Here is a 20874-nt window from a genome sequence, read left to right on the forward strand (position 1 = left end):
TATGCACGATCAAAGAATTGCGATCGAAACGATCGAGGATAACAACGCTTTTGTGCTGAGCACGTTGGAACGTGACGCTATCGAGCATGAGAAGCACCACTACGAAGATGCCCGCGCCGCGTCGATTGAAGCACTGAAAATTGTGCAGAAACAGCGTGGCTGGGTGCCGGATGGCGCGATCCATGCCATTGCTGATGTGCTGGGCATTCCGGCCAGTGATGTTGAAGGCGTGGCAACGTTTTACAGCCAGATCTTCCGTCAGCCGGTCGGCCGTCACGTGATACGTTATTGCGACAGCGTGGTGTGCCATATCACCGGTTTCCAGGGCATTCAGGCGGCATTAGAAGACAACCTGAATATCAAGCCTGGCCAGACCACGGCGGATGGCCGCTTTACGCTGCTGCCAACCTGCTGCCTCGGCAACTGTGACAAGGGCCCGACGATGATGGTGGACGAAGATACGCACGTTCACCTGACGCCGGAAAACATCGTCAACTTACTGGAGCAGTATCAATGACATTCAAACAGATCATTCGTACTGCCGAAATGCATCCGCTGACCTGGCGTCTGCGTGACGACAAGCAGCCGGTGTTCTTTGACGAATACCGCAGCAAAAACGGTTATGCCGGTGCGGATAAAGCGCTGAAAACCATGTCACAGGATGAAATTGTGGCAGCGGTAAAAGACTCCGGCCTGAAAGGCCGCGGTGGCGCAGGTTTCTCAACCGGTCTGAAGTGGAGCCTGATGCCGAAAGACGAATCCATGAACATCCGTTACCTGCTGTGTAACGCCGATGAAATGGAACCGGGCACCTATAAAGACCGTCTGTTGATGGAGCAAATGCCGCATCAGCTGGTGGAAGGCATGCTGATCAGTGCATTCGCGCTGAAAACCTACCGTGGCTACATCTTCCTGCGCGGCGAATACATCGAAGCGGCAGTGAACTTACGTCGGGCGATTGCGGAAGCAACTGAAGCCGGTTACCTCGGGAAAAATATCCTCGGAACCGGTTTTGACTTCGAGCTGATCGTTCACACTGGTGCGGGCCGTTATATCTGTGGTGAAGAAACCGCGCTGATTAACTCGCTGGAAGGACGTCGTGCTAACCCGCGCTCCAAGCCGCCGTTCCCTGCTTCTGCAGGTGCCTGGGGCAAGCCGACCTGCGTAAACAACGTGGAAACCCTGTCCAACGTTCCGGCGATCCTCGCCAACGGCGTTGACTGGTACAAAGGCATTTCAACCAGCGATGACACCGGCACCAAAATGATGGGCTTCTCCGGCCGGGTGAAAAACCCAGGCGTCTGGGAGCTGCCGTTTGGCACCACCGCCCGTGAGATCCTTGAGGATTACGCCGGCGGCATGCGCGATGGCCTGAAATTCAAAGCCTGGCAGCCAGGCGGTGCAGGGACTGACTTCCTGACCGAATCCCACCTCGACCTGCCGATGGAGTTTGCCAGCATTGGTAAAGCCGGAAGCCGTCTGGGAACGGCGCTGGCGATGGCCGTCGATCACGAAATCGGCATGGTGTCGCTGGTGCGTAACCTGGAAGAGTTTTTTGCCCGTGAATCCTGCGGCTGGTGTACGCCATGCCGTGACGGCCTGCCGTGGAGTGTGAAAATCCTCCGCGCGCTGGAGCGCAAAGAAGGGCAGCCGGGCGATATCGAAACCCTGCTGCAACTTTGCCGCCAGCTCGGCCCGGGTAAAACCTTCTGTGCGCACGCGCCAGGTGCAGTAGAGCCACTGCAAAGCGCGATCAAATATTTCCGCGAAGAGTTTGAGGCGGGTATCGCGCCTCAGGTCTACAGCAATGCGCACGCGATTGCCGGTATCCAGCCAAACCTGTTAAAGGCGCGCTGGTAACACTGCAGATTTGAATTGATTAACGCTCGTCTCAGACGAGCCTTACGGAAGCATGTTCACTATGGCTACAATTCATGTAGACGGTAAAGAATATGATGTTGATGGTGCGGACAACCTGCTTCAGGCTTGCCTCTCCCTCGGCTTAGATATTCCTTATTTTTGCTGGCACCCGGCGCTCGGTAGCGTCGGTGCCTGCCGCCAGTGTGCGGTGAAGCAATTCCAGAATGCCGAAGATACCCGTGGTCGCCTGGTGATGTCCTGTATGACACCGGCATCCGACGGCACGTTCATCTCGATTGACGATGGCGAAGCGAAAGAGTTCCGCGAAAGCGTGGTGGAGTGGCTGATGACCAACCACCCACACGATTGTCCGGTCTGCGAAGAGGGCGGTAACTGCCACCTTCAGGATATGACCGTGATGACCGGCCACAGCTTCCGCCGCTACCGCTTCACTAAACGTACTCACCGTAATCAGGATCTCGGCCCGTTCATTTCCCATGAAATGAATCGCTGTATCGCCTGTTATCGCTGCGTGCGTTACTACAAAGATTATGCCGATGGCACCGATCTGGGCGTGTATGGCGCTCACGACAACGTCTACTTCGGTCGCCCGGAAGACGGTACGCTGGAAAGCGAATTCTCCGGTAACCTGGTCGAAGTCTGCCCAACCGGCGTGTTCACCGATAAAACGCACTCAGAGCGTTATAACCGTAAGTGGGACATGCAGTACGCCCCAAGCATCTGCCAGCAGTGCAGCATCGGTTGTAACACCAGCCCGGGTGAGCGTTATGGCGAAATTCGCCGCATCGAGAACCGCTATAACGGCGTCATCAACCACTACTTCCTCTGTGACCGTGGCCGCTTTGGCTATGGCTATGTGAACCTGAAAGATCGTCCGCGTCAGCCAATGCAGCGCCGTGGCAATGACTGGATCGCGCTGAATGCCGATCAGGCCATGCAGGGTGCCGCAGACGTGTTGCGTCAGGCGAAGAAAGTGATCGGTATCGGTTCACCGCGTGCCAGCGTAGAGAGCAACTTTGCGCTGCGTGAGCTGGTGGGTGCCGCAAACTTTTCCACCGGTATTCCGGCAGCCGAGCAGGCGCGTCTGGAGCTGATGCTGAACGTACTGCGCGACAGTGGTGTCCACACCCCGGCGCTGCGTGAAATTGAAAGCTACGATGCGGTGCTGGTGCTCGGCGAAGATCTGACTCAGGTCGGTGCGCGCGTTGCGCTCTCGGTGCGTCAGGCGGTGAAAGGGAAATCGCGCGAGATGGCAGCGGCCCAGAAAGTGGCAGACTGGCAGATCGCGGCGATCCTCAACATCGGTCAGAACGCCAAGCATCCGCTGTTCGTCACTAACGTCGATAAAACCCGTCTGGATGACATCGCCGCGTGGACCTACTGCGCGCCGGTCGAAGATCAGGCGCGTTTAGGTTTCGCTATCGCTAACGCGCTGGACGAAACGGCGCCTGCGGTGAGCGGCATCGATCGTTCACTGGCAGGCAAAATTGACGTGATCGTTCAGGCGCTGGCCGGTGCAAGAAAGCCACTGATTATCTCTGGCGTGCATGCAGGCAGCGAAGCGATGATTCAGGCGGCGGCCAACGTGGCCAAGGCACTGAAAGGACGCGGATCGGACGTCGGTATCACCCTGTTGGCCGGTGCGGCAAACAGCGTGGGCCTCGGCCTGATTGGCGGCAACCCGCTGGAAACGGCGCTGGACGAACTGGAGAGTGGCGCAGCCGATGCGGTTATCGTGCTGGAAAACGACCTTTATCGTCAGGCTCCGAAAGCGAAAGTCGATGCGGCGCTGAGCAACGTCTCCAACGTGATCGTCATCGATCACCAGCGGACAGCGACCACGGAAAAAGCCGGTTTGATCCTCTCTACGGCCAGCTTCGCGGAAAGCGATGGCACCGTGGTGAATCAGGAAGGCCGCGCACAGCGTTTCTTCCAGGTTTATGACCCGGCCTACTATGACACCACCGTTGAAATGCTGGAAAGCTGGCGCTGGCTGCACTCGCTGTCCAGCACCATCACCAGCCGTCAGCCGGACTGGACCCAACTGGATCACGTGATCGACGCCTGTATCGCGGCACTGCCGCAGCTGGCGGGGATCAAGGACGCGGCACCGGATGCCAGCTTCCGTATTCGTGGTCAGAAACTGGCCCGTTCCCCGGCGCGTTCAAGTGGTCGTACCGCGATGCGCGCCAATATCAGCGTGCACGAACCGCGTCAGCCGCAGGACAAAGACACCATGTTCGCTTTCTCGATGGAAGGGAACAACCAGCCGTCCGCGGCCCGTTCGCAGATCCCGTTTGCCTGGGCGCCAGGCTGGAACTCCCCACAGGCCTGGAACAAATTCCAGGACGAAGTGGGCGGAAAACTGCGTAACGGCGATCCGGGCGTGCGTCTGTTTGAAGCCGGTGATGCGCAGCTGGACTGGTTTGATGCGGTTCCCGACGTGTTTGCCGGTCAGGCAAATAACTTCCGCGTCGCGCCTTACTTCCACCTGTTCGGCAGTGAAGAGATGACCCAGCGCTCCGGCGTGATCCAGCAGCGTATGCCCGAGGCGTATGTGATGGTGAACCCGGCGGATGCGGCCACGCTCGGCGTGAATGCCGGGACGGAGGTCGAGTTCAGCTGTGCCGGTGAAACCCTTCGTCTCCCGGTGCGTTTCTCTGAAACGTTGCAGGCAGGGCAGGTTGGTCTGCCATTAGGTCTGCCGGGTATCCCGCCATTCCTGCTGGGTGCCAACATTGACAATCTGCAGGAGGCGGCACAATGAGCTGGCTGACACCGGAAGTTATCGATGTTCTGATTGCCGTAGGTAAAGCGTTAGTGATCCTGTTTGTGGTGGTTGGCTGTGGTGCATTCATGAGCTTTGGCGAACGTCGTCTGCTCGGTCTGTTCCAGAATCGTTACGGACCAAACCGCGTTGGCTGGGGCGGCTCGCTTCAGCTGGTGGCAGACATGATCAAAATGTTCTTCAAAGAAGACTGGACGCCGCCGTTTACCGACCGGGTAATCTTCACCCTGGCGCCAATGATTGCCTTCACCTCTTTACTGCTGGCGATGGCTATCGTGCCGGTCACCTCCACCTGGATGGGCGCGGACCTGAATATCGGTCTGCTGTTCTTCCTGATGATGGCGGGTCTGGCGGTGTATGCGGTGTTGTTTGCTGGCTGGTCCAGTAACAACAAATATTCCCTGCTGGGCGCAATGCGTGCCTCGGCGCAGACGCTGAGCTACGAAGTGTTCCTCGGCCTGTCGCTGATGGGCGTCGTAGCGCAGGCCGGTTCGTTCAATATGGTCGATATCGTCAACAGCCAGCAACATTTGTGGAATATCGTGCCACAGTTCCTCGGCTTCCTGACCTTCGCCATTGCCGGCGTTGCGGTATGTCACCGTCATCCGTTTGACCAGCCGGAAGCCGAGCAGGAACTGGCCGACGGTTACCACATTGAATATGCCGGTATGAAGTTCGGCCTGTTCTTCGTCGGTGAGTATGTCGGTATCGTGACGGTTTCTTCGCTGATCGTGACGCTGTTCTTCGGCGGCTGGAACGGCCCGTGGTTGCCACCGGTTATCTGGTTCGCCATCAAAACGGCGTTCTTCATGATGATGTTCATTCTGATCCGTGCTGCGTTACCGCGCCCACGCTATGACCAGGTGATGTCGTTCGGCTGGAAAGTTTGTCTGCCGTTGACGCTGTTGAACCTGCTGGCAACTGCCGCAGTGATTCTTTACAACGCGCAGTAAGGGGTAAAGATAATGACATTAAAAGACCTGGTGGTGGGATTTGGCACCACGGTTCGCAGTATCTTCCTGATTGGGATGAACGCGTTCGCCAAGCGTGAAACCATGATGTATCCGGAGGAGCCGGTTTACCTGCCGCCACGTTACCGTGGCCGTATCGTGTTAACCCGCGATCCGGACGGCCAGGAACGCTGCGTAGCCTGTAACCTGTGTGCGGTAGCCTGTCCGGTTGGCTGTATTTCTTTGCAGAAAGCAGAAACCCAGGATGGACGCTGGTATCCAGAATTCTTCCGTATCAACTTCTCGCGCTGCATCTTCTGTGGCCTGTGTGAAGAGGCTTGCCCGACCACTGCGATTCAGCTTACCCCAGACTTCGAACTGGGCGAGTTTAAGCGTCAGGATCTGGTGTACGAAAAAGAAAACCTGCTGATTTCCGGCCCGGGCAAATACCCGGAATATAACTTTTACCGTATGGCGGGTATGGCGATCGACGGGAAAGACAAGGGCGACGCGCAAAACGAAGCCAAACCTATCGACGTCAAGGGCTTGTTACCTTAAGGAGCCAGGCATGGAATTTGCTTTTTATCTTTGCGGACTGGTGGCGGTGCTGACAACGTTGCGTGTTATCACCCACACCAACCCGGTCCACGCACTGCTGTATCTGATCATCTCCCTGCTGGCCGTTGCCGGGGTATTTTTCTCGCTCGGGGCTTACTTTGCCGGTGCGCTGGAAATCATCGTTTATGCCGGTGCGATCATGGTGCTGTTCGTCTTTGTGGTCATGATGCTGAACCTCGGTGAGAGCGTGCAAGCGCAGGAACGCGAGTGGCTGAAACCGACCGTGTGGATTGGACCTGGCGTCCTGTCGCTGGTGCTGCTGGGCGTGATGATTTACGCCATCCGCTCCGTTAACGACCAGGGCATTGATGGCACGATGATCGACGCGAAAGCGGTCGGCATCAGCCTGTTTGGTCCTTATGTTCTGGCGGTTGAGCTGGCTTCAATGCTGCTGCTGGCGGGTCTGGTGGTGGCTTACCACATCGGACGCGAACAGCGTCAGGGCGAAGTCCTGAGCAACCGTCCGGGTGACGCACCGAAAAGCAACAAGGAGGAACGCGCATGATCCCTCTTCAACACGGCCTGATTCTGGCAGCCATCCTGTTTGTCCTTGGACTGACGGGCGTGGTAATCCGTCGTAACCTGCTGTTTATGTTGATTAGCCTTGAAATCATGATTAACGCCGCAGCACTGGCGTTCGTGGTCGCGGGCAGCTACTGGGGACAGGCAGACGGACAGGTGATGTATATCCTGGCGATCAGCCTTGCTGCTGCCGAGGCCAGTATTGGCCTTGCGCTGCTGCTTCAGCTCCATCGTCGCAGCCAGAACCTCAACATTGATAAAGTGAGCGAGATGCGCGGATGAATCTTCTCTATTTAACAGTACTTTTTCCGCTGATTGGCTTTCTGCTGCTGGCCTTTTCTCGCGGCCGCTGGTCAGAAAATCTTTCGGCCACTGTGGGTATGGGCTCCGTCGGTCTGGCGGCGCTGACCACGGTCTTCGTTGGCATGGACTTCTTCAGTCAGGGTCAGGCACCTTACACTCAGGCGCTGTGGACCTGGATGCAGGTTGGCAACTTTAAGATCGACGTCAACTTCACGCTGGACGGCCTGTCGCTGACCATGTTGTCGGTGGTGACCGGTGTGGGCTTCTTTATTCATATGTTCGCCTCCTGGTATATGCGTGGGGAAGAGGGCTATTCCCGCTTCTTCGCCTATACCAACCTGTTTATCGCCAGCATGGTGGTTCTGGTACTGGCCGATAACCTGATGCTGATGTATCTGGGTTGGGAAGGGGTGGGCCTCTGCTCTTACCTGCTGATTGGCTTCTATTACACCGACCCGAAAAACGGCGCGGCGGCGATGAAAGCTTTCATCATCACCCGTGTGGGTGACGTGTTCCTGGCCTTTGCGTTGTTCATTCTTTACAACGAGCTGGGTACGCTAAACTTCCGTGAAATGGTTGAGCTGGCGCCTGCGCACTTCGCTGCCGACAATCATATGTTGCAGTGGGCAACGTTGATGCTGCTGGGCGGTGCCGTGGGTAAATCAGCACAGCTGCCGCTGCAAACGTGGCTGGCGGATGCGATGGCCGGTCCAACGCCGGTTTCGGCGCTGATCCACGCGGCAACCATGGTGACCGCCGGTGTCTATCTGATTGCACGTAGCCACGGCCTGTTCCTGCTGACGCCTGAAGTGCTGCATTTAGTGGGCATTGTCGGCGCGATCACCCTGGTGCTGGCCGGCTTTGCTGCGCTGGTGCAGACCGATATCAAACGCGTTCTCGCTTACTCAACCATGAGTCAGATTGGGTACATGTTCCTCGCACTGGGCGTTCAGGCCTGGGATGCGGCGATCTTCCACCTGATGACCCATGCGTTCTTTAAAGCGCTGCTGTTCCTCTCTTCCGGTTCGGTGATCCTCGCCTGCCATCATGAGCAGAATATCTTCAAGATGGGTGGCCTGCGTAAAAGCATCCCGCTGGTCTACGTCTGCTTCCTGGTGGGTGGCGCGGCGCTGTCAGCCCTGCCTCTGATTACCGCTGGCTTCTTCAGTAAGGACGAAATCCTTGCTGGCGCGCTGGCGAACGGGCATCTGACGCTGATGGTGGCAGGTCTGGTGGGGGCATTTATGACCTCGCTGTATACCTTCCGAATGATCTTCATCACCTTCCATGGCGAAGAGAAAATTCATGCACATGCCGGCAAAGGGATCACCCATCACCTGCCGCTGATTGTGCTGCTTATCCTCTCAACCTTTATTGGCGCAATGATCGTGCCGCCGCTGAAAGGCGTTCTGCCGGATACCACCGAACTGGCGCATGGCAGCGTGCTGGCATTGGAAATCATCTCTGGCGTGGTGGCTATTGTCGGTATCCTGCTGGCCGCCGCCCTGTGGTTAGGCAAACGCACGCTGGTAACCAGCATCGCCAAAAGCGCGCCGGGTCGTTTCTTCTCGACCTGGTGGTTTGCGGCCTGGGGCTTCGACTGGCTGTACGACAAAGTGTTCGTTAAGCCTTATCTGTTCGTCGCCTGGGTGCTGAAACGCGATCCCCTCGACGGCCTGATGAGTCTGCCTGCTCTGTTCTCCCGTCTGGCGAACAAAGGGCTGGTGGTCAGCGAAAACGGCTATCTGCGCTGGTATGTCGCGTCAATGAGCGTGGGTGCCGTGGTGGTGCTGGCGCTGCTGATGACGATCTAAAGGTTAGTGAGCGGGGTAAGGCGGTCTGCCTTACCCCATCAAAGAATTGTGAAAAATTCCCCTGACAGGGGACTAAAGAAGGGAAGAAAACCGCCATGTTATTACCCTGGCTTATATTAATCCCGTTCATCGGTGGCCTGCTTTGCTGGCAGCTTGAGCGCTTCGGTGCAAAAGTTCCGCGCTGGATAGCCCTGATCTCAATGGGATTGACGCTGGCGCTCTCATTGCAACTCTGGTTGCAGGGCGGCTACTCACTGACTCAGGCCGCCGGCATTCCGCAGTGGCAGTCTGAATTCTTCGTCTCGTGGATCCCACGTTTTGGTATTAACGTGCATCTGGCGCTGGATGGTCTTTCACTGCTGATGGTGGTGCTGACCGGCCTGCTGGGCGTGATGGCGATCCTCTGTTCGTGGAATGAAATTGAAAAATGGCAGGGCTTCTTCCACCTGAACCTGCTGTGGATCCTTGGCGGCGTGATCGGCGTGTTCCTTGCCATCGACATGTTCCTGTTCTTCTTCTTCTGGGAAATGATGCTGGTGCCGATGTACTTCCTGATCGCCTTGTGGGGTCACAAAGCATCGGACGGTAAAACGCGTATCAGCGCAGCGACCAAGTTCTTCATCTATACCCAGGCCAGCGGCCTGATCATGTTGATTGCGATTCTGGGCCTGGTATTTGTGCATTACAATGCGACCGGCGTCTGGACCTTCAACTACGAAGAGCTGTTGAAAACGCCGATGTCGCACCACGTTGAATATCTGCTGATGCTGGGCTTCTTTATCGCTTTCGCGGTGAAAATGCCGGTGGTTCCGCTGCACGGCTGGTTACCGGATGCGCACAGTCAGGCACCAACCGCCGGTTCGGTTGACCTGGCCGGCATTCTGTTGAAAACCGCAGCCTACGGTCTGCTGCGTTTCGCCCTGCCGCTGTTCCCGAATGCGTCACACGATTTCGCCCCGATTGCGATGGTGCTGGGCCTGATCGGTATCTTCTACGGCGCGTGGATGGCCTTCTCGCAGTACGACATTAAGCGTCTGATTGCCTACACCTCCATTTCGCACATGGGCTTCGTGCTGATTGCTATCTACACCGGCAGCCAGCTGGCGTTCCAGGGCGCAGTGGTGCAGATGATTGCTCACGGTCTGTCAGCCGCCGCGCTGTTTATCCTGTGTGGTCAGCTGTATGAGCGTCTGCATACCCGTGATATGCGTCAGATGGGTGGCCTGTGGTCACGCATCAAATGGTTACCGGGCCTGTCACTGTTCTTCGCGGTTGCCAACCTGGGTATGCCAGGCACCGGTAACTTCGTCGGGGAATTTATGATCCTGACCGGAAGCTTCAAAACCGTGCCGGTGACTATCGTTATCGCTACCTTCGGTCTGGTGTTCGCGTCTGTTTACTCGCTGGTCATGATGCAACGTGCTTATTACGGCGCACCAAAATCAGAAACGCCTCTGCGCGGCATGAATGCCCGTGAGTTCCTGATGATTATGGTGCTGGTGGTTCTGCTGGTGCTGCTGGGTGTTTATCCACAGCCGATTCTGGACACCTCACATGCTGCGATGAGTAACATTCAGCAGTGGTATACCGCTTCAATTACAACTACAAGGCCGTAATTCGCCATGACAATAACTCCTCAACAATTGATCGCGCTTCTGCCGCTGCTGATCGTCGGATTGACGGTGGTAGTTGTGATGCTGTCCATTGCGTGGCGACGCAACCACTTCGTCAATGCCACGCTGGCGGTGATTGGCCTGAACATTGCGCTGTTCTCGCTGTACTTTGTCGGCCAGGCTGGCCCGATGGACGTCACGCCGCTGCTGCGTGTGGATGGGTATTCGATGCTGTATACCGGGCTGGTGATCCTTGCCAGCCTGGCGACCTGCACCTTTGCTTATCCATGGCTGGCGGGCTACCCGGATAACCGCGAAGAGTTCTATCTGCTGGTGCTGATTGCTGCAATGGGCGGCATCGTGCTGGCCAGCGCCAATCATATGGCGTCGTTGTTTATCGGCATTGAACTGATTTCCCTGCCGCTGTTCGGCCTGGTCGGCTATGCCTTCCAGCAAAAACGCTCGCTGGAAGCCAGTATCAAATACACCATCATGTCTGCCGTGGCATCGTCCTTCCTGCTGTTCGGTATGGCGTTGATTTACGCAGACTCCGGCAACCTGAGCTTTGTGGCACTGGGCAAGAGCCTGAACGACGGCATTATCCATGCACCGCTGCTGCTGGCGGGGCTGGGGATGATGATTGTCGGTTTGGGCTTCAAGCTGTCGCTGGTGCCTTTCCAGCTGTGGACGCCGGATGTCTACCAGGGCGCACCGGCTCCGGTGTCGACTTTCCTGGCAACCGCCAGCAAGATCGCCATCTTCGGTGTGGTGATGCGTCTGTTCCTCTATGCGCCGGTGGCGGATAGCGAAGCCGTGCGGACGGTACTGGCGATTATCGCGGTGGCCTCAATTCTGTTTGGTAACCTGATGGCGATCTCGCAGAGCAACATTAAGCGTCTGCTGGGCTACTCGTCCATCGCTCACCTGGGTTATCTGCTGGTGGCGCTGATTGCGATTCAGACGCACCAGATGTCGCTGGAAGCTACCGGTGTGTACCTGGCCGGTTACCTGTTCAGCAGCCTCGGTGCGTTTGGCGTGGTCAGCCTGATGTCCAGCCCATACCGTGGGCCGGATGCTGACTCGCTGTACTCTTACCGTGGTCTGTTCTGGCACCGTCCAATCCTCTCCGCGGTGATGACGGTGATGATGCTGTCATTGGCCGGTATCCCGATGACGCTGGGCTTTATTGGTAAGTTCTACATCATCGCGGTCGGTGTCGGTGCACACCTGTGGTGGCTGACGGGTGCGGTTGTGGTCGGTAGTGCGATTGGTCTTTATTACTATCTGCGCGTTACCGTCAGCCTGTATCTGAATCCGCCAGAGCTGTTGCAGCGTGATACCCCGGCCAACTGGGCCTTCACGGCGGGTGGTGTGGTGGTGCTGATTTCCGCGATTATGGTGCTGCTGCTGGGTATCTATCCTCAGCCACTGATTTCGCTGGTGCAGATGGCACAACCGTTGATGTAATCCACGTTAACCACCGACAAACGGGCTCATATGAGCCCGTTTTTTTTCGCCTGCATTCGGACCGTTCATCGATGTAACCACAAGTTCTGGCTGTCGTGGCCTGCAAGAAATCTTGTTAAGTGGGCAGCAGTGTTCTGATTAAGAAACCTGTACATTATTCAGATGTCTGAATAATGGAGCAGAGAGTATGGAAGTGTACTGGCAGGATCTACACCACAGTGAGCTGAGTGTCGCTCAGCTTTATCAACTGCTGGCGCTGCGCAATGCGGTGTTTGTGGTGGAACAGAATTGTCCTTATCAGGATCTTGATGGCGCCGATTTACAGGGCGAAAACCGCCATCTGTTAGCGGTATTCGATCAGCAATTGTTGGCCTATGCCCGCATCCTTGCGCCAGAGTCGGCGGACAAGCCGGTGAAGATTGGCAGAGTGATTGTCTCAAGCGAAGCCCGGGGGTTGAGTCTGGGGCACCGTCTGATGGAGCAGGCGATTGCCACCTGCGAGCACTTCTGGCCGCAGCACAACATCTTCCTCTCTGCGCAGGCCCACCTGCAGGATTTCTATGGTCGGTTTGGCTTTGAGCCGGTCAGCGAAGAATATCTGGAAGATAATATCCCGCACATTGATATGCAAAAATAGACACAACACGTCCCTGAGCGATGGCTGATAAGAAGATAGGGTCAGGAGCCGCGGGAAAAAAGGGGCGTTGATGGCTGAGAATGCCTGTATTGTTGTCTTAACCCAGCAGGCATTCTCAGTGAAACGTTGAGACGGTTACTTTTTCTTGTAAACATCAGCCGTAGCGTGGACCTTTTTATTGGTATTCCCTGATTTCAGGACATAGATGTCGCCGCCTTTATCATCTGCCATTTTCGACAGTTCGGTTTTGGCATCTGCAGCGCTGGTTTCACCTGCGGTGGTGACACTTCCTACTTTGGTATATTGGTCATGAACCTTTTCAAACTCATTTTTTGTCATCAATTCTGCAGCAAATGAACCGATCGAAAATGCACATAACGCGACGCCAAGAACGATCTTCTTCATCGGGATTTCCTTTTAACAGAATGGTAGGTGGATAATGATTTATGCTAATAAATATATAGTTTGCCCAATTGGCACTGTCTAATATCGTTAGTGCGATTTGTTTGTTTTGTGATGAAAGCCGCTTTTCATCCATTCATCAGGGATGAATTTATTTATTTCACCGAAATAAATAACAGATAATTTTAATCTGTACACGTAGAATATTTTTGTATAACTATTTATCAATAATACAGATGAAATATTTAGGCTGATTAATATCATACTGATTTATTTCCATAGCCTGCTTATTAATTAATGGTCAAGATACAGGTAGTGCATCCAACTGGTCATCCGTAATAACACTTTGCGCATCACCGAGACGTGGGCGAAATGATCGGAATAAATCGCTACCTGCGCAAAGATACCGTCAGGCAGGGAATCGATCTGAGGATTGGCATCCAGCTCAATCACCACCAGCACACCGTCGGATCCGGGGGTGACATTCAGCGACTGCAGTGAACCCTGCGCCTGATAACCGCCACCGGGTACCACGGGCAGGACGCGGATTAATTTGCCCCTGAAAACTTCGCCCGGTAACGCATTAAATACCGCTTCGGCTTCATCGCCTGGCTCAAGGCGCAGCAATGAGTTTTGGCGGAACTGCGCGATAATTTGCCGGGTCTGCTCGGGGACAAAAATCATCACTGGCCGCAACGGCAGCGCGGCGGCATAGGTGCCTGGGCGGATCAACACCTGCGTGACATAGCCGTTGCTTGGGGCGCGAACCACCGTTTGATCGAGGTTATATTTTGCCTCAGCCAGCTGCGCTCTGAGGCTGACAATCTGCGATTGTTCGCCGTTAACCTCACTGTCCAGCTGGCTCTTAATCTGCGCCTGCTCCGCCAGTGACCCTTTTACCAGCGCATCCTGCGCTAAAAAGTTTTGTCGCGCCGTATCGATATCTCTTTCAGAGAACGGATTGACCCTGGCCTTACTCCCCCGCAGATAGCGCTGATAGTCTGTGAACAGGCGATCGCGATCGGCAGTGGCATTAGAGGTATTGGCAATTGCTTCATCCAGCTGGCCCTTCATCGCCTGAATATTATGGATGGCGCTGACCAGATCGGCCTGCAGCCGGTCTACACGCGCCTGGAAGCGGGTATTGTCTATCTCAAAAAGCATTTCACCTTTTTCAATATGCACATTCTGTTTGTCGGTGACTTTAGTGACCACTCCGGTCACCTGCGGCGTCACGGGGATGGTAATCACCGCCTTTTGCGCTAACGAGGTATAAGGATGATTGTAATTCATCAGCAGAATCAATCCGCTAACCAGGAGTACGCCGCCTAATACCGCCGTGGGCACGGTCCATTTATTGACAGGGATCTTAAAGATTTTAAATATGGACCAGGCAATCGCAACGTAGGTAAGAATAATGAGCAGATCCATAACATTACTCCTGCGGTGGCACGTTAACGTCAGGGTGTTTCTTCTCCAGCTCGGTTACGCGTCGCTGCAATTGCTGGATAACATCACTTTCATTCTGCATTCCCCACCCCCTTTCAGGACGATACAGGGTGGCCCATATCCATAAAAAGGGCCAGATAACATGCAGGGTAAACAGGCTGACCCAGCCGGCAACATGAATAGCATCGGCATGAGGATGATTACGTGATTTCGCTATCAGGTAGGGGATATCATGCAGGATTATAATCCCGTAAAAAATAACGATAAAAACGAACACCAGAACACCCAGCGCAAAGTAGTCAAGAAACATACTCGCCTCGAATGATGTGATTTAATTTGGCTTAAATATAGCCTTAACTTTACTGGCCAGCCATTAAATCTGACAGTGCAATAATTAAGGTCCAGCTCAAACCAGATAAATTAAGCTCCTTCACTTTTATTTCTGTCCACTGATTCATATTTTGTTTGGTTAACCTTCTCTATACTCTGTGAGCCAGGCTGCATTTTGTGGCTGTTTCTCTCCACATTGGGAGCATCATTATGATGGATTTACTCAGGGCGATTGGACTGGGATTAATGGTTCTGCTGCCACTTGCTAACCCCTTAACCACCGTGGTGCTATTCCTCGGATTGGCGGGGGAGATGAGCAGTGCCGAACGCAATAAGGAAGCCATGATGGCTTCGCTGTATGTCTTTATTATCCTGATGGTGGCCTGGTATGCCGGGCAAATAGTGATGAATACCTTTGGTATTTCCATTCCGGGTCTGCGCATTGCCGGAGGGCTAATTGTCGCCTTTATCGGCTTTCGTATGCTGTTCCCACCAGCAAAGGGCGTCAATTTACCTGAAGCGCAGAGTAAAGCTACTGAGATGGCGCGTGAACCCGAGACGAGCATCGCGTTTGTGCCGCTGGCGATGCCCAGCACGGCCGGTCCGGGCACCATTGCGATGGTAATAAGCTCAGCCTCAACCATTCGTCATGGTGTTGATTTTCCTGAGTGGGTGATCTTTGCAGCACCACCGTTGATTTTTGTGTCGATCGGGGTGCTGCTGTGGATATGCTTGCGGAGTGCGGGTGGGGTGATGCGCGTGTTGGGCAAAGGGGGGATTGAAGCCATTTCCCGTCTGATGGGCTTTCTGCTGATTTGCATGGGCGTGCAGTTTATCATCAACGGCATACTGGAAATCATCTCGACCTATCCAGCCAGCTGAAGCCACAAAAAAGGGCCGCTGAGCGGCCCTTTTTCTGTCGGTTAACCTGCCGTCATCTGGCGGTCATCGACATATTTACGCTTGTCGGGTGCGGGCGGGAAATACTGATACAGCCAGGTTTCACTCAGCGTCTCGTCTTTGGTGCGCAGGAACAGGCGCAGGTTCACCGGCTCCACCGAGTCACTGTTCGGATACCAGTCAAACAGAATACGGTAGCCATCGATAGGCTCCACGTAGAGGATTTCAACCTGTTTGATGGTGCCAGAGGTGGTGGTGATCACCGGCTCGATGCCTTTCGGTGCGGCTGCTTTCAAATCGCCTCCGACAAAGTCGACCGCGAAGCGACGTGCCCAGACGTCCGGATAGTGTTCGCCCGGTGCCCAACCTTCCGGGAAGCCGCCCATGCCGGTACGGGTCGCGTTCACGCGGGACAGGCCGCTACGCACCGGTGGCAGACCACTCCAGTAAAGTTTGTAGCTGAAGCTGTGTTCGCTGCCGGCTTTGATCGCCTCTTCAGGACGCCAGAAGCAGACAATGTTATCCAGCGTTTCGCCCGTGGTCGGGATTTCCATCAGGTTAATTGCGCCTTTGCCCCATTTGCCGACCGGTTCAACCCACAGGCTTGGACGCTTGTTGTACCAGCCAATCACATCCTGATAATCCTGGAAGTCATGGTTGAGCTGCAACATACCGAAGCCGCGCGGATTCTCATCCTTATAGGCGTTGTAGGTCAGACGCTGCGGGTTGTTCAGCGGGCGGCAGATCCACTCACCGACCCCGGTCCACATCGCCAGACGATCGGAGTCATGAATTTGCGGGTGGATGGTGTCGCACATGCGGCGTTCGTTGTTGCCGCAGCTGAACATGGTGGTCATCGGCGCGATACCCATCTGCTCAATATCTTTACGGGCATACAGATGGTTTTCCACTTCCATCACCACGCGCTTATCTTCGCAGTGGACGATGAATTTGAATGCGCCGGTGCAGCTTTCGCCATCCAGCAAGGTGTAAACGGTGAAGGTGGTGTCATCTGCCTTCGGCGTTTCAAACCAGAACGCGGTGAAGTCAGGGAACTCTTCATGGCTGCCGAAGGTGTTGATTGCCACGCCACGCGCGGAAAGACCGTACTGATAGGTCTCATCAACGGCACGGAAGTAGCTTGCGCCGAGGAAGGAAACGATGTCCTTGCTGGCCAGCTCGGGTTTTTTAAACGCCCTGAAACCGGCAAAGCCCAAATCGGTTTTACCTTCCAGCTGTTTCATATCCACTTTGGCGTTGTTGTAATTGAACAACTCTGGACGGAAGTGGATTTCGCGGGCTTCACGGCTGGACGCGTCGACAGAGAACATCCGCAGGCGGCGTTTAAAGCCCATGCCGACGTGGAAGAACTGAACGTCAAGCTCACGATTAGGAATGTCATTCCACAGTGAGTGGTTGGCGTCGTACTGAATTTCGTTATAAGCCTGCGGAGTCATGGTAGCCAGGGTTGCTGGCAGCGGTGACGGCGCGCCACCGTAGGGTTTTTTCGCGAGGTCAGCCGCCATTTGCTTAAGCACGTCGAAATCAAATTTCTTTGCTGAGCCATCGGCGATATCGGTATCAGCCCAGGCAGCCTGTGCAAATAATGTCGATAAACCGGACATGCCGCTTACCGTAGCGAAAGCCATTGAGGCTTTCATAAACATTCTTCGATTCATGCCAGAAGTCATTCCCTTTGCTGAACGGAGTTTGTAGAGACTGTCGTGGTGTTGCACACCGCCGCTGACGGGCAGCATTGTCGACATATGCGTGATCTAAATCACAGCAAAGTACGACAGTCCGTGAGATCAAAAATTCAGTTAGCAAAAAATTTATCAGATAAATCTAACAAAATCCCTGTTTTCCGCTGCTAGCCGACGCTTTTCAGCCCTTATCAGACGGTTCCTGTTTTGAAATGACGTGATTTATCAGCGTGCCGGCAAAGAATTTATGTAACGGGGCCTGACGATTAGCGTGCCTCATCACCACAATCAGTTCGCGATAGAAGGTTAACTCGCCAAGCGGCAGAATGCGGACGTTTGCCGGACGATCGGTCCACAATCCTGCCAGCGGCACCAGGGCGACGCCCAACTGCAGCTCAACCATTTTGACGATGGCATCAATTTCATCAATCTCCAACGCCAGCTGCGGATCGAGCCGCTGGTCGCGCAGGAACTGGCTGACCATCCGGCCGCCGAAAGAGGAGCGGTCATAGCGGATAAAGGGATGCTGGCGGATCAGCTCTACCACATCATCGCCTGCCACATCCGCGGGGACGATCAGCACAAATGGCTCGCGCTGCACCGTCTCCGCGTACAGGTCTTTGGTCAGCGCGAAGCTGGGTTTGATGATCACCGCCAGATCGATATTGCCGGCGTCCACCTGGGTGAGCAGGCTGGAGGAGACGCCGGGGATCAGTTTAGTTTCCAGCGCGGGCGCCTGTTGATGCACGCTGACCAGCACGCCGGGAAGCAGGCCGGTTTGCACCGACGCGATCGCCCCAATCTTAATCGACCCGCGATACTCGGCCAGATTTTCGGGCTGAGCCATGCGGGCAAACAGCGTCAGGATCTCTTCCGCCATCGGCAAGACCCGCGTGCCATCAGCATTTAACGCCACGGCGCGGCCGGAACGGTCAAACAGCCGCATCCCCAGCGCTTCCTCCAGCGTGCGCATTTGCGCGCTGACCGCCGATTGCGTCAGGCCAATACGCTGTCCGGCGGCGGAGAACGTGCCAAACTGGCTGACCGCAACAAAGGTTTTCAGTTCACGTATCATGGTGTCCACTCAGCAAAATAATTGTTGAATCGTTGTAATAATATTCGCTTTTCACCAAAAATATTATCGTGAAGAATGGGTCTTCACAACGACCTTTCTTGATCCCTGGAGACTGCAATGGCCCTCAGCCCGTTCCATCTGGCAATACCTGTTCACGATCTTGCTGCTGCCCGCCATTTCTACGGCACCGTATTCAATCTTGCTGAAGGACGCTCCAGCGAACAATGGGTAGATTTTGATTTCTATGGACATCAGCTGGTGATCCATCAGGCACCAAAAAAGACCGCGCCAGATGCGGTTCATACCAACCACGTTGATGGCCACGGCGTGCCGGTGCCGCATTTCGGGCTGGTGCTGAGCTGGGAAGAGTGGGAGCAACTGGCCGCGCGGCTGAAGGACTTCCAGGTGAAGTTTGAGATTGAACCCTACGTGCGCTTTCAGGGGCAGGTGGGCGAACAGGCCACCATGTTCTTCTTCGATCCCTGTGGTAACGCGTTGGAGTTCAAGGCGTTCAAAGATATCCGCAGTATGTTCGCAAAATAGCCAGTTACCACTAAAGGCAACATTATCAGTCTATTCCTGGTCGTCTGAGCAAGCAGGTTGCTGAAAACTGTCTATAGTTAGTGGAGATTCTTATTCGCACAAGGAGATGTTATGGCTAGAACGATTGCACCTGAAGAGAGCAGCCTGGACGACGACCTGGCGCTGTTGAGTGAAACGCTGGAAGAAGTGCTTAAATCTTCCGGAGATCCGGCGGATCAGAAATATATCGAGCTGAAAGCGAAAGCTGAGAAGTCGCTGAACGAGGTGAAGTCCCGCGTGAGCAACGCAACTGACACCTATTATGTTCGTGCGAAACAAGCCGTGTATCGTGCCGATGAATACGTGCATGAAAAACCGTGGCAGGGGATTGGCGTGGGTGCCACCCTGGGTCTGGTTGTAGGACTACTGCTGGCGCGCCGTTAAGGTCTGCGTCACCAGGCAAAAGTTGCGGGCGTCCTTCGGGGCGCCCGTTTTGTTTCTGCCGGCAGGCCTGCTCTCACCTGGCCCAGATCAAAAATTGAGGTTGACGCGACGGGTACACTGGCCTGACGTGAGTTTGTCTGGAATGCCCAATGTCATTTGCCGCCGCCTTAAGCGATCTGCAACAGCAGCTTCGCGCTGTCACCGCATCTCAACCGGGTTTTCTGCGTCTGTCGGCGACGGTCACCGATCCTTCCGATGGCTTAGCCTGGCTGGACGCGCAGCCCGTATGGCCAAAGTTTTACTGGCAGCACCGCAGCGGCGAACAAACGCTGATGGCGCTGGGCGAGGTTCAGCGCGCCGAGACGCTTCAGCAGGCCAGTCAGCTTCTGCGCGCGCTGCCGGCCGAGGGCTGTGTGGTAGGAGCCAATGAATTTGCGCTGCAGCATTGCTGGCTGTTCCTGCCACGCGTGTTAATACGGGGAAACACCCTCAGCGTGTTCCTGCACGGTGTGCTGCGGGAAGAGGCCCAGGCCGCGATCGGGCTGATCGATAGCCTGCTGCCGACACACCCTTTTGAGTCTCTTCCGCAACGGCTGAGCGCCTGCCAACACTTTCCGCATTCTGGCGGCTGGCAGCAGCAGGTTGCGGCGGCGCTTACCGCGATTTGTCAGGGCGATCTGGATAAGGTGGTGCTGGCGCGGGCCACCGATTTACACTTCACCCAGGCGGTTAATGCTGCCGCGCTGCTTGACGCCAGCCGTCAGGCCAATCGCCACTGCTATCACTTTATGCTGGCGATCTCGCCGCAGCAGGCATTTCTCGGCTCCAGTCCCGAGCAGCTTTTCCATCGACATGGGCTGGCGCTCAATACGGAGGCGCTGGCCGGGACCTGCGCTAACGCCAGCGACGCGCATCTGGCGCAGCAGCTGGGCGACGCGCTGTTAAACGATGAAAAGAACCGCCGGGAAAATGGCCTGGTGGTGGAAGATATCTGCCAGCGCCTGGAGTCGATTACGTCGGGTCTGGATGTGTCCCCGGCCCACGTTGTTCGGCTGCGTAAGGTGCAGCACCTTAAGCGCGAGATTCACGGGCAGCTTTATCAGCAGGATGATATGGCGCTGCTGCAACGGCTGCAGCCAACCGCAGCCGTCGCCGGATTGCCGCGCCAGCCCGCTCAGCAATTTATTCGCCAGCACGAACCGTTTTCACGCGGCTGGTATGCCGGATCGGTCGGCTGGTTATCGGCTGCAGAAAGTGAGTTTGCGGTGTCGCTGCGTTCGGCGCAGGTGTCAGGCAACAGCGTGCGATTGTATGCCGGGGCGGGGATCGTGGCCGGTTCAGAGGCCAGCCTTGAGTGGCAAGAGATCAATCAGAAGGCTGCCGGCCTGGCAAGCCTGCTCGGCGTGGAAATAGCGAGCGGATCCTGCCCCAAATCAAAATGACGACGCGGTGGCTC

At 55.4% G+C, this 20874-nt stretch carries 20 protein-coding genes; 15 read left to right on the top strand and 5 right to left on the bottom strand.

Annotated elements, in window-relative coordinates:
* The first annotated feature begins 1 nt into the window (after window position 1).
* From nuoE to AC1UKS_RS07020, 11 genes are all read left to right on the top strand, one after another.
* Window positions 2-517 carry an NADH-quinone oxidoreductase subunit NuoE gene (gene nuoE / locus AC1UKS_RS06970; protein WP_013203089.1) on the top strand — a complete coding sequence of 172 codons (516 nt, stop codon included), beginning with the start codon at window positions 2-4 and terminating at the stop codon, window positions 515-517.
* Window positions 514-1860 carry an NADH-quinone oxidoreductase subunit NuoF gene (gene nuoF, locus AC1UKS_RS06975; protein WP_013203088.1) on the top strand — a complete coding sequence of 449 codons (1347 nt, stop codon included), beginning with the start codon at window positions 514-516 and terminating at the stop codon, window positions 1858-1860. The genes nuoE and nuoF overlap by 4 nt, the downstream gene beginning before the upstream one ends.
* 61 nt (window positions 1861-1921) lie before the next feature.
* The gene (nuoG, locus tag AC1UKS_RS06980) at window positions 1922-4648 is read left to right on the top strand and encodes an NADH-quinone oxidoreductase subunit NuoG (RefSeq protein WP_482436200.1); all 2727 of its coding nucleotides are present in this window, start codon (window positions 1922-1924) and stop codon (window positions 4646-4648) included.
* Window positions 4645-5622: an NADH-quinone oxidoreductase subunit NuoH gene (gene nuoH, locus AC1UKS_RS06985; protein ID WP_013203086.1), complete on the top strand. Its 978-nt coding sequence runs from the start codon at window positions 4645-4647 to the stop codon at window positions 5620-5622. Before nuoG ends, nuoH begins: the two co-directional genes overlap by 4 nt.
* 12 nt (window positions 5623-5634) lie before the next feature.
* On the top strand, window positions 5635-6177 hold the full coding sequence (gene nuoI / locus AC1UKS_RS06990) for an NADH-quinone oxidoreductase subunit NuoI (protein WP_265911119.1): 543 nt from the start codon (window positions 5635-5637) through the stop codon (window positions 6175-6177).
* A gap of 10 nt (window positions 6178-6187) precedes the next feature.
* Window positions 6188-6742, top strand: a complete 555-nt coding sequence (gene nuoJ, locus AC1UKS_RS06995; protein WP_013203084.1) for an NADH-quinone oxidoreductase subunit J — start codon at window positions 6188-6190, stop codon at window positions 6740-6742.
* Entirely contained in the window at window positions 6739-7041 is a 303-nt protein-coding gene (gene nuoK / locus AC1UKS_RS07000; protein ID WP_034894855.1) for an NADH-quinone oxidoreductase subunit NuoK, read from the top strand. Before nuoJ ends, nuoK begins: the two co-directional genes overlap by 4 nt.
* Window positions 7038-8876 carry an NADH-quinone oxidoreductase subunit L gene (gene nuoL / locus AC1UKS_RS07005; protein ID WP_482436201.1) on the top strand — a complete coding sequence of 613 codons (1839 nt, stop codon included), beginning with the start codon at window positions 7038-7040 and terminating at the stop codon, window positions 8874-8876. The genes nuoK and nuoL overlap by 4 nt, the downstream gene beginning before the upstream one ends.
* A 95-nt stretch (window positions 8877-8971) precedes the next feature.
* Window positions 8972-10492, top strand: coding sequence for an NADH-quinone oxidoreductase subunit M (gene nuoM, locus AC1UKS_RS07010; protein ID WP_265911117.1), 1521 nt, complete (start codon window positions 8972-8974; stop codon window positions 10490-10492).
* Window positions 10493-10498: 6 nt separating this feature from the next.
* Window positions 10499-11956: an NADH-quinone oxidoreductase subunit NuoN gene (gene nuoN / locus AC1UKS_RS07015; protein WP_013203080.1), complete on the top strand. Its 1458-nt coding sequence runs from the start codon at window positions 10499-10501 to the stop codon at window positions 11954-11956.
* Between the two features lie 187 nt (window positions 11957-12143).
* Window positions 12144-12593: a GNAT family N-acetyltransferase gene (locus AC1UKS_RS07020; RefSeq protein ID WP_265911116.1), complete on the top strand. Its 450-nt coding sequence runs from the start codon at window positions 12144-12146 to the stop codon at window positions 12591-12593.
* Window positions 12594-12728: 135 nt separating this feature from the next.
* On the opposite strand, the gene yahO is transcribed toward AC1UKS_RS07020, so the two are convergent.
* From yahO to AC1UKS_RS07035, 3 genes are all read right to left on the bottom strand, one after another.
* Entirely contained in the window at window positions 12729-12998 is a 270-nt protein-coding gene (gene yahO, locus AC1UKS_RS07025; RefSeq protein WP_482436202.1) for a DUF1471 family periplasmic protein YahO, read from the bottom strand.
* Window positions 12999-13289: 291 nt separating this feature from the next.
* Entirely contained in the window at window positions 13290-14426 is a 1137-nt protein-coding gene (locus AC1UKS_RS07030; RefSeq protein ID WP_482436203.1) for an HlyD family secretion protein, read from the bottom strand.
* 4 nt (window positions 14427-14430) lie between these two features.
* Window positions 14431-14754 carry a DUF3302 domain-containing protein gene (locus tag AC1UKS_RS07035; RefSeq protein WP_013203075.1) on the bottom strand — a complete coding sequence of 108 codons (324 nt, stop codon included), beginning with the start codon at window positions 14752-14754 and terminating at the stop codon, window positions 14431-14433.
* A gap of 230 nt (window positions 14755-14984) precedes the next feature.
* Here AC1UKS_RS07035 and AC1UKS_RS07040 point away from each other — a divergent pair, with 230 nt between their 5' ends.
* Window positions 14985-15656 carry a MarC family NAAT transporter gene (locus AC1UKS_RS07040; RefSeq protein WP_482436204.1) on the top strand — a complete coding sequence of 224 codons (672 nt, stop codon included), beginning with the start codon at window positions 14985-14987 and terminating at the stop codon, window positions 15654-15656.
* 41 nt (window positions 15657-15697) lie between these two features.
* Here AC1UKS_RS07040 and AC1UKS_RS07045 read toward each other — a convergent pair whose 3' ends face one another.
* Together AC1UKS_RS07045 and AC1UKS_RS07050 are read right to left on the bottom strand one after the other, a co-directional pair.
* Window positions 15698-17353 (bottom strand): glucan biosynthesis protein D, encoded by a 1656-nt coding sequence (locus AC1UKS_RS07045; RefSeq protein WP_482436205.1) that lies wholly within the window; start codon window positions 17351-17353, stop codon window positions 15698-15700.
* Window positions 17354-17558: 205 nt separating this feature from the next.
* Complete coding sequence (locus AC1UKS_RS07050; protein WP_482436206.1) at window positions 17559-18452, bottom strand: LysR family transcriptional regulator; 894 nt, start codon at window positions 18450-18452, stop codon at window positions 17559-17561.
* Between the two features lie 117 nt (window positions 18453-18569).
* Here AC1UKS_RS07050 and AC1UKS_RS07055 point away from each other — a divergent pair, with 117 nt between their 5' ends.
* The 3 genes from AC1UKS_RS07055 to AC1UKS_RS07065 all read left to right on the top strand — a co-directional run bounded on the left by AC1UKS_RS07055 (window position 18570) and on the right by AC1UKS_RS07065 (window position 20860).
* Window positions 18570-18995: a VOC family protein gene (locus AC1UKS_RS07055; protein ID WP_265911108.1), complete on the top strand. Its 426-nt coding sequence runs from the start codon at window positions 18570-18572 to the stop codon at window positions 18993-18995.
* 111 nt (window positions 18996-19106) lie between these two features.
* Window positions 19107-19418 carry a stress response protein ElaB gene (gene elaB / locus AC1UKS_RS07060; protein ID WP_013203070.1) on the top strand — a complete coding sequence of 104 codons (312 nt, stop codon included), beginning with the start codon at window positions 19107-19109 and terminating at the stop codon, window positions 19416-19418.
* A 149-nt stretch (window positions 19419-19567) separates the two neighbouring features.
* Entirely contained in the window at window positions 19568-20860 is a 1293-nt protein-coding gene (locus tag AC1UKS_RS07065; protein ID WP_482436207.1) for an isochorismate synthase, read from the top strand.
* The last annotated feature ends 14 nt before the right edge of the window (window positions 20861-20874 follow it).

The sequence above is a fragment of the Erwinia sp. AK-PDG3-5 genome, assembly GCF_056821705.1.